Origin of the sequence: Oceanihabitans sp. 2_MG-2023 (assembly GCF_030547245.1) — a bacterium.
GTDB lineage: Bacteria > Bacteroidota > Bacteroidia > Flavobacteriales > Flavobacteriaceae > Oceanihabitans.
This window is the reverse complement of sequence record NZ_JAUOQT010000002.1, coordinates 495,513-511,153: the sequence shown is the minus strand read 5'-3', so window position 1 is coordinate 511,153 and position 15,641 is coordinate 495,513. Positions and strand designations below refer to the sequence as shown.

Annotated in this window: 10 protein-coding genes; 5 read left to right on the top strand and 5 right to left on the bottom strand. The window is 33.3% G+C overall.

The window, feature by feature from the left end; all coding sequences use genetic code 11:
- Positions 1–24: 24 nt before the first annotated feature.
- Positions 25–1,302, bottom strand: coding sequence for a hypothetical protein (locus Q4512_RS06120; protein ID WP_303422932.1), 1,278 nt, complete (start codon positions 1,300–1,302; stop codon positions 25–27).
- A gap of 205 nt (positions 1,303–1,507) precedes the next feature.
- On the opposite strand from Q4512_RS06120, the gene Q4512_RS06115 reads away from it, so the two are divergent.
- The 3 genes from Q4512_RS06115 to Q4512_RS06105 all read left to right on the top strand — a co-directional run bounded on the left by Q4512_RS06115 (position 1,508) and on the right by Q4512_RS06105 (position 6,472).
- Positions 1,508–2,854, top strand: coding sequence for a deoxyguanosinetriphosphate triphosphohydrolase (locus tag Q4512_RS06115; protein ID WP_303422929.1), 1,347 nt, complete (start codon positions 1,508–1,510; stop codon positions 2,852–2,854).
- Between the two features lie 58 nt (positions 2,855–2,912).
- A complete protein-coding gene (locus tag Q4512_RS06110; protein WP_303422926.1) occupies positions 2,913–6,119 on the top strand; it encodes a PA domain-containing protein in 3,207 nt (1,068 codons plus the stop codon).
- Between the two features lie 224 nt (positions 6,120–6,343).
- Positions 6,344–6,472: a hypothetical protein gene (locus tag Q4512_RS06105; RefSeq protein WP_303422923.1), complete on the top strand. Its 129-nt coding sequence runs from the start codon at positions 6,344–6,346 to the stop codon at positions 6,470–6,472.
- Here Q4512_RS06105 and dxs read toward each other — a convergent pair.
- Positions 6,457–8,235: a 1-deoxy-D-xylulose-5-phosphate synthase gene (gene dxs / locus Q4512_RS06100; RefSeq protein ID WP_303422920.1), complete on the bottom strand. Its 1,779-nt coding sequence runs from the start codon at positions 8,233–8,235 to the stop codon at positions 6,457–6,459. The two genes, Q4512_RS06105 and dxs, sit on opposite strands and share 16 nt — an antisense overlap.
- A gap of 92 nt (positions 8,236–8,327) precedes the next feature.
- Between dxs and Q4512_RS06095 the strand changes: the two genes are divergently transcribed.
- A complete protein-coding gene (locus Q4512_RS06095) occupies positions 8,328–8,777 on the top strand; it encodes a nucleoside deaminase (RefSeq protein WP_303422917.1) in 450 nt (149 codons plus the stop codon).
- Between the two features lie 138 nt (positions 8,778–8,915).
- Here Q4512_RS06095 and Q4512_RS06090 read toward each other — a convergent pair whose 3' ends face one another.
- Genes Q4512_RS06090 through aspS form a run of 3 tightly spaced genes read right to left on the bottom strand, consistent with a single transcriptional unit; the run spans position 8,916 to position 12,789 of the window.
- On the bottom strand, positions 8,916–9,155 hold the full coding sequence (locus tag Q4512_RS06090; RefSeq protein ID WP_303422915.1) for a hypothetical protein: 240 nt from the start codon (positions 9,153–9,155) through the stop codon (positions 8,916–8,918).
- A 55-nt stretch (positions 9,156–9,210) separates the two neighbouring features.
- Complete coding sequence (locus tag Q4512_RS06085; RefSeq protein WP_303422913.1) at positions 9,211–10,989, bottom strand: chloride channel protein; 1,779 nt, start codon at positions 10,987–10,989, stop codon at positions 9,211–9,213.
- Between the two features lie 45 nt (positions 10,990–11,034).
- Positions 11,035–12,789, bottom strand: a complete 1,755-nt coding sequence (aspS, locus tag Q4512_RS06080) for an aspartate--tRNA ligase (protein ID WP_303422912.1) — start codon at positions 12,787–12,789, stop codon at positions 11,035–11,037.
- 190 nt (positions 12,790–12,979) lie between these two features.
- On the opposite strand from aspS, the gene Q4512_RS06075 reads away from it, so the two are divergent.
- Complete coding sequence (locus tag Q4512_RS06075; RefSeq protein ID WP_303422910.1) at positions 12,980–15,604, top strand: TonB-dependent receptor; 2,625 nt, start codon at positions 12,980–12,982, stop codon at positions 15,602–15,604.
- The last annotated feature ends 37 nt before the right edge of the window (positions 15,605–15,641 follow it).

Below are 15,641 nucleotides of genomic sequence, written 5' to 3'. Positions count from 1 at the left end.
TACTAATTAATACTAAGAAGTAGATTATAGACTTACTCCTCCAGTAGAAATTGCAAATGTCCAGCTTAAAACAGATGCATCTGCACCAACAGTGTTAGCTCCAGCAGAAACAGCTGTTGCTTCAGAACCAAAACCAGTTACGGTTACAGTAGTTGCTTTATTTACAAAAATATCTTCCACAGCAGTAACTCCAGTAGGAAGTACAATTTGCCAATCACTAAAAGTAATAAGACCATTGTTGTAGTTGGTAGCAATACCATCGTTGTCTAATTCAACATCAGAATCATCACCAAAATCAAAAGCATATACATTGTTTGTTGCTATTTGTGCATTGTCTCTATAATCTGCGTATTCAGAGTTTATAGATCCATTACCAATTAAAGTTAAGTCTTGTAAAATACAAGCACCATTAATAGAACCTGCAGGACCATCAATTTCTAATGCGTGATCCGAATTAACTCCTAAAGCTACAACAGCGTTTGTTATTGTTCCAGAGTATGCTTCGTCTATATCTAAACCGTCATCACCTTGTGCCCAAACTAATAAGTTTGAAGCGCTTACTGTACCACCAAAGAATTCAATTCCGTCATCTTTGTTAGCGATAACTTCTATATGATCTAAAGTTGTACCAGAACCAACACCACCTAATGTTAATCCGTTAATTTCATTTCCTTCTCCTAATAAAGAACCACCATGACGAATAGAAACATATCGTATAATACCAGAGTTTTGATCATCAATTGCTCCAGCATCACCAGGACCATATAAACCAAAAGTATCACTAGCAGGAATACCTTCAATTTGTTTTTCAGTAACATCACCAGAAAGAGAACATGTTGCATTCCCTAATACAATGATTCCTCCCCAAAGACCAATATTGTTTTCGTCTAAGTTTGTACCAGCAGTTTCACCAATAGAGATATTATCTGCTTCTGAAGTAAAAATAATTGGTTGAGAAGCTGTTCCTTCTGCGATAAGTACACCACCTCTAGCTACAATTAATGCAGAAGATAAAGATCCAGTTCCTGCACGACCTTTAATAATAGTTCCTGGCTCAATTGTTAAAGTAACACCTTCTTGAACTACTACTTTTCTGTCTAAGATGTAGCAATTGTCAGCTGTCCAAGTTTCATTTACAGCGATACCACCAGCTTTCACTATACATGAATCATCATCACTACTTCCGCTGTTATCGTAATTGTTAGTAACCTCTTCAATTATAATAGGAGTATCATCATCTTCTATACAAGAAGTGAAACCTAAAGCTAATACTGCTACAGCAGATACGAATAATTTTTTCATTAGAATTTGTTTTTAAATTGTAATTATTTTGAGTTAAATATTTTGAGCAAAGAAAGTCCAAGTGTGTAAAGTTGGTGTTAACCAAAGATTAAACAAGCGTAATAAAACGGTTAGCTTAATGTTATGAGATTTACATATTATTTTTATTTGGAAATAATTTCTTAACATTCAAAAATGCTATCTTGCAAAAGATTAAATATATACTATGAACTGGGAGCAATTACTTTCTTTAAAGCGCTTTGGCGATACAAATAAAAGGTTACGAAAAGAACAAGACGAAACACGGTTAGGCTTCGAAGTAGATTATGATCGTATCATATTTTCTTCAGAATTTAGGAGTCTACAAGATAAAACACAGGTGATACCTCTTTCGCAAACAGATTTTGTACACACTCGTTTAACGCATAGTTTAGAAGTAAGTGTAGTTGCAAGATCTTTAGGTAGAAAAGTAGGGTTGAAACTATTAGAGAAGTATCCTCATCTGCAAAATATTCATGGTTATCAAGCAAATGATTTTGGAGCTATAGTAGCATCAGCTGCACTTGCACATGATATAGGTAATCCGCCTTTTGGGCATTCTGGAGAGAAGGCCATAGGAGAATTTTTTAAAACAGGAGAAGGTAAAAAATATAAAGAAGAGCTTACAGCCAAAGAATACCAGGATTTATGTGATTTTGAAGGAAATGCTAACGGTTTTAAAATAGTTACAGAAAATAGAGTTGGTAGACAAGGTGGTTTGCGCTTAAGTTATGCAACTCTTGGTGCTTTCATGAAATACCCTAAAGAGTCGTTACCAAAAAAACCAACGAAACATATTGCAGATAAAAAATATGGTTTTTTTCAAAGTGAAAAAGAAGCTTTTTTAGATGTAGCAAATGAATTAGGTTTAATAAGCAGAAGTAAAACAGATATCAGTTTTTCTCGTCACCCTTTAGCTTTTTTAGTAGAAGCGGCAGATGATATTTGTTACACTATTATTGATTTTGAAGACGGAATTAATCTGGGCTTAATTCAAGAAGAATATGCTTTAGAATATTTAATTAATTTGGTTAGAGAAACCATAAACACAAAAAAATACCACCAATTAAGTAATACGCAAGATAGAGTTAGTTATCTAAGAGCTTTAGCAATTAATACACTAATTAATGAAGCGGTAGATGTTTTTATTGCTAATGAGGAAGCAATATTAAAAGATACATTTCATATTGCATTATTAGATAAAAGTAAATATGAAGCACAAATAAACGATATTATTAAAATAAGTGTGGATAATGTATACCAATCTAAAGAAGTTATAGATAAAGAAATTTCAGGCTACCAGGTGTTAAATACACTATTAAAAGTGTATACAAGTGCAATTAATAATAATTATAAGGAAACCCCTACTAATTATGATAAGCTCATACTTAAAAGATTACCTCAAACAATTAATATTAATGAAGACAATTTGTATTTGAGATTGCTAAGTATTTGTAATTATGTTTCCTTGCTTTCCGATAGCAAAGCTATTATGGTTTATAAGAAAATTAAAGGCCTAAGCTTTAACATTTAAGATTTTTTTTTATACCCCTAGTTTTGTTATATTTGCTATTCTACTAAAAAATAATACTATGAAAAAAATTACCTATTTATTAAGCGTGTTTTTTGTTTTCGTGTTAGTTGGATGTAATTCTAACGAAGAAACAAAAAAAGATGTAACACAATTAGATGTAACACAATTAAAAGAATTACATGCTGAAAATTTAAAGAAAAGCCCTTTTACAGAGCAACTTAAGTTAAACAAAAAAGAAAGAAAAGCAGCAGGATTACCTCCTAACAAATACTACGAGGAAATGTGGGAATTAACCATGAATCCAGAATTAGGAAGACCGACTCCAGAAAAAGTATCGGAATTACAAAAAGAACTTTATGAGCAAAGAGCAAATGATTTCGCTTCAAATAGAGTTCCTGGTGATGCTATGGATAATGGATGGATTTCTCGTGGACCTAATAATGTAGGAGGAAGAACTAGAGGAGTAATGTTCGATCCAAATGACGCATCTAGCAATACCGTATTTGCAGGAGGTGTTAGTGGAGGTTTATGGAAAAACTCAAATATATCTAGCGCAAGTACCGTATGGGAAAGAGTAGGAATTCCTGAAAACATTGCAGTTTCAGTAATTACATACGATCCAAATAATACAAATATATTTTATGTAGGAACAGGAGAGTCTTACACATCAGGTGATGCAACAGGAGATGGTGTATGGAAATCTACGGATGGAGGTGCTACTTGGGCTAAGATTTTTGGTGGAAGCACTGGAGATAGCTATTTTGTTTCTGCATCTAATATTACTGTAAACTCACCAGCAAGTATTGCTGGAAATTACCAATCTTTTCCGACAACTAATTTTGGTCCAGAAATTACTGCTGTAATTACAGGGGATTTAATTTTAGCTAATGATACAGCTAGTGATCCTGTAACCGAAGGATGTAATACTTTTGGTCCAAGTGCAACAGGTAAAATAGCATTAATTCGTAGAGGAGATTGTAACTTTACTGAAAAAATAAAACATGCTCAAGATAATGGTGCTATTGGTGCAATAATGATGAACAATGTTTCTGGAGAACCAATTCCAATGGGAGGAGAAGATGCTACTATTACTATTCCTTCTGTAATGATATCTAAAGAAAATGGAGATATTTTAGAAGCAGCTTTAGCTTCAGGAACTGTAAACGCTTCATTAAATCCTGCTGTAGGAGACTTCACAGCAACAGTTGTTCCTGGTGTGCAACTTATTAATGATATTATTGTGGTAGATAATGGAGGGACTTCAGATGTGTATGTTGCCGCTGGAGAAGGTACGTATGCCGATTCTAATGCTGGAACTAGTGTTGGAGGAGAAACTTATGGTTTATATAAATCTTCAGATGCTGGAGCAAACTGGGCAGAAATAGATTTACCTTTAACTGCAGATGGAAATAAACACGAACCTAACGATTTAGATTATGATGTAAATGGAGATGTATGGTTAGCTACAACTGCAAGTGCACTATATGGTGATGGTGGTGGAATTATATTTAAATCAGAAGATAACGGTGCTACTTTTGTTCAAAAATATGCTGTTTCTGACGGATTAAGAACGCAAATAGCAACTTCAAAATTAACTGCAGGTAGAGTTTATGTATTAGCCCAATTAGGTGCTGGTGGAGTTACAATTAAGTATTCGCCAAATGGTTTTAACCTTACTTTCTTAACACAAACAAAACCTTTACCAAACGATATAGATTCTGGTATTCCTGCTACAGATTTTACTAGAGGACAAGCGTTTTACGACTTAACTCTTGCATTAGATCCTACAAATGATAATATAGTATATACTGGTGGAATTGATATATTTAAAACTACTAATGGAACAGGAAGCGCATCGGCAACAACATGGAATCAGCTTTCTCTTTGGTATTCAGGTTCTATTCAATATGTTCATGCAGATCAACACGCCGTAGCATTTTCACCAAATGATCCTACCAAAATGTTATTTGGTAATGATGGAGGAGTTTACTATTCAAGCGATAATGGTACTACAATAGAAGATAGAAATAATGGTTTTGTAACTTCTCAATTCTACACGGTTGGAGTAGGGCCAACAACGGCATTTACAGGAGACACTTTTGCAGGTGGTTTACAAGATAATGGAACACAACTTTTAGAAAATGCTAACCCTACAGGAACAGATAGTGCTACAGAACCTTATGGAGGTGACGGTGCATATACTTTCTTTGATCAAGACGGTACAGATAGATATTTTATAAGAAATTATGTGTATAATGATGCCATTAACCTTTATAATTTTGATGGACCAAATGTTACCATAAATAGTGAAAACTCTAGTATAGGTTCATTTATTAATCCACAAGCATTAGATTCTAACTTAGATATTTTATATTCTAATTATTCTTCGACTGCAGGTGGTGTTATCATTAAAAGATATTCTGGTATTAAATCTACTGCTACATTAACAAAAACAGATTTAACAGATGCAGAAGAATTAACTGCAACGCCTACTGCTTTTACTGTCTCTCCTCATACTACTACATCTTCTAAGTTGTTAGTTGGTACTGTTTTAGGAGATATTATTTTAGTTGAAAATGCGAATACGGCTTCGCCAACTTGGACGAATTTAGATCAAAGACTTATTGTTGGTAGTATTTCGGATGTAGAATACGGACAATCAGAAAATGAAATATTTGTTACTGTACATAATTACGGAGTTAACAACGTTTGGTACTCTGGTGATGCTGGTGTTAGCTGGGAACAAAAAGATGGTAACTTACCAGATTTACCAGTAAAAACGATACTTCAAAACCCTTTAAACTTAGAAGAGGTAGTTATTGGTACTGAGTTAGGTGCTTGGTATACTACTAATTTTTCAGCAGCATCTCCTACATGGACACAAGCATATAATGGTATGAGTAATGTAAGAGTATTGGATCTTGATTTAAGAGATGATAATATGGTTTTTGCTGCAACTTATGGAAGAGGAGTTTTCTCTGGACAATTTACTCCAGATTCATTAAGTATCGAAGAGAACACAGAAAATACATTTAGTATTTTTCCTAACCCTTCTAATGGAAACATAAATATTAAAGTGGCTCAAAATTATGGAAAAGCTATAGCAACTATTTATGATATGAATGGTAGAAACGTATTTTCTTCAGAAATTTCTTTAAGCCAACAATCTACAATAAATGCTAATCATTTAGCTACTGGAATGTATATACTAAAAATTCAAGGAACTAATTTTTCACACTCAGAAAAGTTAGTTATCAAGAAATAATTAAAAGATACTTTTAAAAAATGCCACTTATATTATAAGAGGCATTTTTTTTATGCAATAAACTTCAAAGTACTAAAAAACTTACATATAGCTTCCTGATTTCCTTTTTATAGGTATTTTAAAGGATATAATTGCTTTTTATCGATATTTTTATTAAGTTTGATTTCTATAACATTTTAGTTTAAAGAAATTACTTGCTTGCAATATATTTTAAAACTCAAATTATGAAAAAGAACCTACTTGGAGCACTTGTTATATTTTTTGTAACATTTGCATGTTTATTGGTAATTAATGAAGTATCTAATAACAATGCTTCTGAAGTTGAAAACGATCAATATTACGTTACAGAGTAATTTATTTCCTCTATTTTTTTAGCTAGACTTTTTGCATCTAGTGCTAATAAGTTTTGAAGTTCTAAAATTTTTCCTTGCTCAATAAAATGATCTGGAATTCCTAAAATAGTTATATTAATTTTATAGTTATTTTTTGCTATAAACTCTAGAATTTCATTTCCAAAACCACCTTTTACTGTTCCGTCTTCTATTGTAATTATGTTTTTATATGTAGTACATATATTATGTAATAACGTTTCATCAATAGGTTTAATAAAGCGCATATCGTAATGAGCGATTTCGATTTCAGAATGTATTAAATTAATTGCTTCATCAACAGTGTTCGCCATTGTGCCAATACTTAAAATAGCTATGTCTTTTCCTTTTTTTAAGCAAATGCCTTTACCTATTTCAATTTTAGAGAAAGTTTGTTTCCATTTGGTTATTTTACCTCTTCCTCTAGGGAATCGAATTGCAATTGGAGAATCTAAACCAAGCTGTGCTGTGTACATAATATTACGTAATTCGATTTCGTTTCTTGGAGCAAAAAGAATGAGGTTTGGTATACACCTTAAATATGCTAAATCGAAAACACCATGATGTGTTGCTCCATCTTCGCCAACTAAACCTGCACGGTCTAAACAGAAAATTACGGGTAGTTTTTGTAAAGCTACATCATGTATTATTTGGTCGTAAGCGCGCTGTAAAAAAGTAGAATATATATTACAAAAAGGAATATATCCTTGTGTTGCCATTCCTGCTGCTAGGGTTACTGCATGTTGCTCTGCAATACCAACATCTAATGCACGATCAGGAAACTCTTGCATCATATACTTTAAAGAACTTCCAGTTGGCATTGCTGGAGTTATGCCTATTATTTTGTTGTTTAATCTGGCGAGTTCTACGATGGTATGTCCAAAAACATCTTGAAATTTTGGAGGTTGTATTTGATTCGATTTTTTATATAAATCACCCGTTTCTGCATTAAATTTTCCTGGCGCATGATACGTTACTTGGTTTTCTTCCGCTTGTTTTAACCCTTTTCCTTTTGTAGTTATTACATGTAAAAATTTTGGGCCTTTAATTTTTTTTAGCCGCTCTAACTCTAAAACTAAAGCAGGTAAATCATGACCATCAATTGGGCCAGAATAGTTAAAGTTTAATGCTTCAAAAATATTATCTTGTTTTTGGGTCCCTTTTTTAACGTTGGTTAAATATTGTTTTAAGGCACCAACACTTGGGTCAATACCAATAGCATTGTCATTTAAAATAACAAGAAGGTTTGCATTGGTAACTCCAGCATGATTTAAACCTTCAAAAGCCATACCGCTAGCAATTGAAGCGTCACCAATTACCGCAATATGTTGTTTGTTAAATTCTTCTTTTAATTGCGACACTAAAGCCATTCCTAAAGCTGCAGAAATAGAAGTGGAGGAATGTCCAACACCAAAAGTGTCATATTCGCTTTCCTCTCGTTTTGGGAAACCAGAAATGCCACCCAGTCTCCTGTTAGTATGAAAAACATTTTTTCTGCCAGTAAGTAATTTATGTACATAAGCTTGATGGCCAACATCCCAAACCAATAAATCTTCAGGAGTATTAAAAACATAATGTAAAGCAATAGTAAGTTCTACAACGCCTAAACTTGCTCCTAAATGGCCTTCTTTGGTTGCAACCGCATGAATAACCGAAGCGCGCAATTCTTTTGCAAGTTCTGGGAGTTGCTCTTGCTTTAAAAGTCGTACATCTTTTGGGTAATTAATATGGTCTAAAATGGTATTCATCTATTGCAAATGTAATATTTGAAAACGATACAATACTAATATCATTTGAAATTGTATTTTTACCATAATTATTTATTTTTAATAATATAACGATGATTAATCCGTACGATGCTACTTATTTTATGAAAAAAGCGCTTCAAGAAGCAGAGGCAGCTTTAGAAAAAGGGGAAGTCCCTGTTGGAGCTGTTATTGTTGTAGAAGATAGAATAATTGCTAGAGCACATAATTTAACCGAGTTGTTAAACGATGTTACTGCACATGCAGAAATGCAAGCTATTACTGCTGCTGCTAATTTTTTAGGTGGAAAATATCTTAAAAATTGCACCTTGTATGTAACCTTAGAGCCTTGCCAAATGTGTGCTGGGGCATTGTATTGGAGTCAGATTTCTAAAATTGTTTTTGGTGCATCAGACGCGCATAGAGGTTGTGGTGTAATGGGAACAAAATTACACCCTAAAACAAAAATTGAGGGTGGTGTTTTAGCAGAAGAAGCTTCGGCAATTATGAAACGTTTTTTTATTGAAAAACGCAATTTAAATTAAACTGCATTGTACTTTTTTATAATGAAATTTGGATGTTAAGCGCATTAGCGATAGCAACGGCATCCTTTTTGTTTTTACAAAAAGATATAGTGTATAGCGCGACGCTTTGTAGTTTTACGGAAAAGGGGAATGCCCTGATTATAACTTTCTATTGTCTCCTTCTCGTTTACGCATTTTTTCTAAATTTTCTTTGGTGAGCATGTAGTCTTTAATGTCTTTGTTTTTCCAGCTATAATAGGTGAAAAGAGGAAAGAAAATTAGAAAAAGCCCTAAAACGCCGAATCCAATAAGTTTTTCGGAATAGTTTATTTCTAAAATGTAGCCAGCAATGATACTGGATATACAAGTGAAAAATAAAATATATAAGAAGTATTTCATGAATTGATTATTTGTTTTTAAAGGTTATATACGATCTCAATCCTATTAGATGAGACTATTTGGTATAGTTAATTAATTGCCGTCTGTAGGCTGTAAGTAGCTTAGATTTTGAAACAAAACCATAATATTTTCCGTTTTTTATTACTGGTAAATTCCATGCGCTGGAGTTTTGAAATTTATCCATAACTTCTTGCATATTGTCTTTATCATAATTTATTATTTCTGGAGCATTATGCATATAATCCTCTACAATAGTAGTATCGTAAAGTTTCTGGTTGAACATAAATTCGCGAATATCATCTAACAAAATAACACCTAAGAATTCTTTTTCTTTATTAATTACAGGGAATAAATTTCGAGTTGATTTAGAAACGCCTTCATGTAGCATTTCGCCTAAAGTCATAGAAGGTTTTAGGGGTTTAAAGTTTTTTTCTATTACCGAATCTAGCTTCATTAAAGTAAGTACACTTTGGTCTTTGTCATGTGTTAATAGTGCTCCTTTTGCAGCTAATTCCCTAGTGTAAATATTATGTTCAATGGTGTTTTTAGTAATAATAAACGAAATGGCAACGGTAATCATTAGCGGTACAAAAAGCTCGTAGCCTCCTGTAATTTCAGCGATTAAGAAGATGGCAGTTAATGGAGCATGAATTACTCCAGCAATTAATCCTGCCATACCTATGAGTGTGAAATTGGTTTCGGATACCTGAAAACCTAAACCTATATTATTGATCATTTTTGCAACCACGTTACCTAAAGCACTTCCCATTACCATGGTTGGAATGAATATTCCTCCAACACCACCAGCAGCAAAAGTAGTTGTCATAGCTACAGCTTTAAAAATAGTGATACCTATTAGTAATGCAATGATTACCCAAATATTTTTATTGTACGCATCAAAAGGAGTTGTGCCAAGTGCTTGAAGGTGGTTTCCTGCAAGTAGATTGTTTATAAAGCCAAAGCCTTCTCCATAAAGTGGCGGAATAAAATAAAGCATAACGCCTATTGCAAGTCCACCAATGATTAGTCTTTGAAATTGGTTTTTAAAGTTATCAAAAAACTTCAAAATTGCGAAATACATTTTGGTGAAATATATAGAAGCTATAGCTGTAGAAACACCTAGTAATACATAAAAAAACGTATCTTTTATTTCAAATTTATCCGAAAAATTAAAGTTAAAAAGAAGATCGTCACCTAGAAAGAAATAAGAGGTAATAACAGAAGAAACCGAGGCTAGTAATAATGGTAATAAAGAAGCAAAGGTTAGGTCTAAGCTAAAAACTTCTACTGCAAAAATTATAGCAGCAACAGGAGATTTAAAAATAGATGATATTGCCCCAGCTGCAGCACAACCAATTAATAATGTTTTTGTTTTACTATCTATATGAAGTAGTTTTCCTAAGTTTGAGCTTAAGGCAGCACCAGAGGCTACTGCTGGGCCAAGTAAACCAACAGATCCACCAAAACCTACAGTTAGTGGGGCTGCTATTAAAGGATAGTATATTTTAGTTCTGGCCAATATTCCTCCTTTTTTTGAAAGGGAGAATAATATGGATGGAATTGCGTGTTCTAAAGGTTTTTTAGTAATATATTTAGTAAATAAGTAAACCAATAATAAACCAATTACAGGAAGAATAAAATAGAGTTGGTTTTGTGAAAAAATGATTCCTTTTTCTAAAACAGCTTCAATGGTATAAGTAATATTTTTTATGGTTACCGAAACTAACCCAGCCAGTAAACCAACGAACAAACTTAATATAAAAACAAAGTTTTTTTGAGAGATATGTTTGTATCTCCATTTTAAAAACCGTTTTATTACATGTTGTTTTGGCATGAATTAAAGCTACTAAAAAATCCTGCAATTTGCAGGATTTTTTATTTATGATTTTAAGTTTAATTTTAAACTTAGTTCTGTTAGTTGTTCATCATCAATGGGAGCAGGAGCATCTATCATGACATCACGTCCAGAATTGTTTTTTGGAAAAGCAATAAAATCTCTAATAGTTTCTTGCCCGCCTAAAATAGAAACTAATCTATCAAGTCCAAAAGCAAGTCCGCCATGTGGAGGTGCACCATACTCAAAGGCATCCATTAAGAATCCAAACTGCGCTTTTGCTTCTTCTTCGCTAAAACCTAAATGTTTTAACATGATAGCTTGCGTCTTTTTATCGTGAATTCTAATAGATCCTCCACCAATTTCATTTCCGTTTAAAACCAAATCGTAAGCATTTGCTTTTACCTCTCCGGGATTGGTGTCTAATAATTCTATTTGTCCTGGTTTAGGTGAAGTAAAAGGATGGTGCATAGCATGATAATGCCCAGTTTCTTCATCTAATTCTAATAAAGGAAAATCCATTACCCAAAGTGGAGCAAATACTTTAGGGTCACGTAAACCTAAGCGTTCTGCAAGCTCCATGCGTAATGCACTTAGTTGTGCTCTTACTTTATTTGTTTCTCCAGATAAGATACAAATTAAATCTCCAGGTTTTGCACCTGTAACTTCAGCCCATTTTGCTAAATCTTCTTGGTTGTAAAATTTATCTACAGAAGATTTGAAAGTTCCATCGTCATTAACACGGCAATAAACCATTCCTAAAGCACCAACTTGTGGGCGTTTTACCCAGTCGATTAATTTATCTATTTCTTTTCTTGTGTATACATTTCCGCCAGGAACAGCAATACCTACAACTAATTCTGCATTATTAAAAACGCCAAAATCTTTGTGTTGTGTTGCGGCATTAAGTTCTCCAAATTCCATTCCAAATCTAATGTCAGGTTTATCGTTTCCGTACAAACGCATGGCATCATCATAAAGCATTCTTGGGAATTTTTCAATCTCTACTCCATTTACTTCTTTTAATAAATGACGTGTTAACCCTTCAAAAGCATTTAAAATATCTTCTTGTTCAATAAAAGCCATTTCACAGTCTATCTGAGTAAATTCTGGCTGTCTGTCTGCGCGTAAATCTTCGTCTCTAAAGCACTTTACAATTTGAAAATACTTATCCATTCCACCAACCATTAGCAATTGCTTAAAAGTTTGTGGCGATTGCGGTAATGCGTAAAATTGCCCTTCGTTCATTCTGCTTGGAACCACAAAATCACGAGCGCCTTCTGGAGTAGATTTTATTAAGTAAGGGGTTTCTACTTCTATAAATCCTTCATTAGACAAATAATTTCTAACTGCTTGTGTAACTTTTGCTCTAAAAATCAGATTGTTTTTTACAGGATTACGTCTTATATCTAAATAGCGATATTTCATACGCAATTCTTCACCACCATCTGTTGTGTCTTCAATAGTGAAAGGAGGAACTAATGCTTCGTTTAAAATGTTTAATTCAGAAACAAGAATTTCAATATTTCCTGTAGGCATTTTAGGGTTTTTAGATGCACGCTCAATAACGGTTCCTTTAACTTGTATAACAAATTCACGGCCTAATTTTTGCGCTTGTTCCATCATTGTTTTTGAAGTTCTTTCTTCATCAAACACCAATTGTGTTATTCCATATCTATCCCGCAAATCTACCCAGACAATAAATCCTTTATCTCTAGACTTTTGAACCCAGCCTGCTAGTGTTACCTCTGTGTTTATATGTGATGCATTTAACTCACCACAATTATGACTTCTGTACATAAAATTTTATTTGAAGTGCAAATTTAACATTTATATTTTGACTATAATTGGTATTATGTAAACTAATTCAAAAAGGTGGTATGTTTATTTTTGCGGGCTTTTTATTATTATATTTTCATAAAAACATTTAAAAATTTACATATTTGATAATTTTGTTGTTTTTTTGTTTAAATAAATAAAATTATAAATTATGGTAAAAAGCTACTTTATGTTGTTGTTTCTATTGTTAGGAACATCAAGTTTTATTAATGCACAACAGGTTTCGGGAAATGTTTCTGATGATTCAGGTCCAATACCAGGAGTTTCTGTTGTTGTAAAAGGAACCACAAATGGAACAACCACAGATTTTGATGGTAATTATTCCATAGAAGCCAGTAATGGAGATGTTTTATTATATTCTTATGTTGGCTATGAGTCAAAAGAGGCTACTGTTAGTGGTAGTGTTTTAAATATTACTTTACAATCTGGTGTTGCATTAGATGAAGTAATACTAGTAGGTAATAGAGCGAAACCTAGATCTATTTTAGATTCACCTGTTCCAATTGATAATATTGGTGTTGCAGAGTTGAAGAATACTGGTCAACCTACTGTAGATAAAATGTTAACGTATAAAGTACCATCTTTTAATTCTACTACTCAAGCTATTTCAGATGGAACAGCTCATTTTGATCCTGCAGATTTGAGAGGATTAGGCCCAAGTAGGACATTGGTTTTAGTAAACGGGAAACGTAAAAATCAAAGTGCATTAGTGTATATTAATGATACACCAGGTAAAGGTGAAGTTGGAGTAGATTTAAAAAGTATACCAGCAGCTGCTATTGAACGGATTGAGGTTTTAAGAGATGGAGCATCTGCTCAATATGGTTCTGATGCTATTGCAGGAGTAATAAACATGGTCTTGAAAAAGGATGTTGAATTCACTTCAGTAAGTGCTAAAGCAGGAGTTACTACAGAAGGAGATGGATTTAATTTTGGTGTAGATTTAAATACATCTTTGAATCTAGGTAAGGAAGGTAGTTATTTAAATTTCACAGTTGGCTATTACCAACAAGAAGAGACTAATAGAGCAGGGGAACCTGGTAAAGATGATTTGTTTGGTGTAGCAGCAGATGACCCAACTTTTGGAGCTTGGTTAGCAGATAATCCGGATTTAGGTATGACTATTGGTCAACCAGAAATGAAAATAATGGATATTTTTGTAAATGCAGGGGTGCCAATTGGAGATAAAGGAGCAGAGTTTTACACCTTTGGCGGATTAACCTATAGAACAGGAAAGAGTTTTGCTTTATATCGCACACCATACTGGGTTACAGATCCACACAATCTATTACATGAAGCAGGAACAGAATATCAAGGTTTTCAACCAACATTTGAAACAGATGTTAGGGATAATAATATGACTGCAGGTGTTAAATGGGACGTATTAGGTTTTAAAGTAGATTTAAGTGGTACGTATGGAAGAAATGCAGTAGACTATGAGGTGAATAATACATTAAATATAGATTTAGGAGCAAATAGCCAAACAAGTTTTGATGTAGGAGCTTATACTTTTAGTAACACGCTTGCTAATCTAGATTTAAGTAGAGAGCTTGGATCTTTTGTGGTTTCTTTTGGTGCTGAAATAAAAGGAGAACGCTTTACTGCTGAAGCTGGAGATCCAGCATCTTATTTCAATCCTTCTGGATCTGGAGGAGCACAGTCTTTTCCTGGATTGCAACCTAGTAATGCTGTAGAAGCAAAAAGGGATAATTATGGTGTTTATGGAGCTTTAGATTGGGAGCCGACTGAAAAAATTTTAATAGGTGGTGCAGTTCGTTATGAGGATTTTAGCGACTTTGGAGACAATACGTCATGGAAAGTTAATGGGCGTTATTCTTTAGGGGATAAAGGGGCAATTAGAGCGTCGTATAGTACAGGTTTTAGAGCGCCTTCATTACATCAAATATATTTAAGTAATGTGCAGACACTTGTATCTGGAGGGACAATTTCAAACCAAGGTACATTTAATAATGTAGACCCAATAATTAGAGACGGTTTAGGAGTGCCTCAATTAACAGCAGAAACTTCAAAAAATATTTCTGCAGGAATCACCTTTAAACCAGTTAACAACTTATCATTATCCTTAGATTTCTATAATGTAAAAGTAGATAACCGCGTTTTGTTTACCAATGAAATTGGTTTTGATGCCGATGATACAAGTACGAATCCCGTAGAACAGATTCTAGTAGATAATTCTATTACAAGTTTAAAATTCTTTGTTAACGCTGTTACTACTAATACTACAGGTTTAGATTTAGTTGCAAATTACAGAAACATAGAGTTAGGAAATGGTAAGTTGTCGGCAACCTTGGCTGCAAACTTTAACAATACAGATATTGATGGAAAGATTGATACACCTACTTTGCTTGAAGATAACGGTTATGATATTTTTAATAGAAAGGAACAATCTAGAATAACATCTTCTAGACCAAAAACTAAAATTTTATTAGGCCTAGATTATGAGTTAAACAAATGGAGTTTCGCATTAAATAACACTTATTTTGGTGAAGTGACTTGGCAACATGCAACAGATGCAAACAATGACCAAACATTTGGTGGAAAAATTATTACCGATTTAATTTTTGGTTATGAATTTAGTGATCGCCTTTCTGCATCTTTATCTGTAAATAATTTATTAGATGTTTATCCTGATGAAATTGAAACAGGAGGAGATGTTGTTACTGATCTTGGAGGAAGGTTTAAGTATCCTTGGGAAGTAAATCAATTTGGTACTAACGGAACAACTATTAGTGGAGGGTTGAATTTTAAATTTTAATCATGAAAGTTGTTTTAATAAAAAATCCGAAGCATTT

Excerpts from the sequence above, each read along its gene's own strand:
- Q4512_RS06120 (WP_303422932.1), bottom strand. The coding sequence starts at position 1,302 with ATGAAAAAATTATTCGTATCTGCTGTAGCAGTATTAGCTTTAGGTTTC.
- Q4512_RS06115 (WP_303422929.1), top strand. The coding sequence starts at position 1,508 with ATGAACTGGGAGCAATTACTTTCTTTAAAGCGCTTTGGCGATACAAAT.
- Q4512_RS06110 (WP_303422926.1), top strand. The coding sequence starts at position 2,913 with ATGAAAAAAATTACCTATTTATTAAGCGTGTTTTTTGTTTTCGTGTTA.
- Q4512_RS06105 (WP_303422923.1), top strand. The coding sequence starts at position 6,344 with ATGAAAAAGAACCTACTTGGAGCACTTGTTATATTTTTTGTAACATTT.
- dxs (WP_303422920.1), bottom strand. The coding sequence starts at position 8,235 with ATGAATACCATTTTAGACCATATTAATTACCCAAAAGATGTACGACTT.
- Q4512_RS06095 (WP_303422917.1), top strand. The coding sequence starts at position 8,328 with ATGATTAATCCGTACGATGCTACTTATTTTATGAAAAAAGCGCTTCAA.
- Q4512_RS06090 (WP_303422915.1), bottom strand. The coding sequence starts at position 9,155 with ATGAAATACTTCTTATATATTTTATTTTTCACTTGTATATCCAGTATC.
- Q4512_RS06085 (WP_303422913.1), bottom strand. The coding sequence starts at position 10,989 with ATGCCAAAACAACATGTAATAAAACGGTTTTTAAAATGGAGATACAAA.
- aspS (WP_303422912.1), bottom strand. The coding sequence starts at position 12,789 with ATGTACAGAAGTCATAATTGTGGTGAGTTAAATGCATCACATATAAAC.
- Q4512_RS06075 (WP_303422910.1), top strand. The coding sequence starts at position 12,980 with ATGGTAAAAAGCTACTTTATGTTGTTGTTTCTATTGTTAGGAACATCA.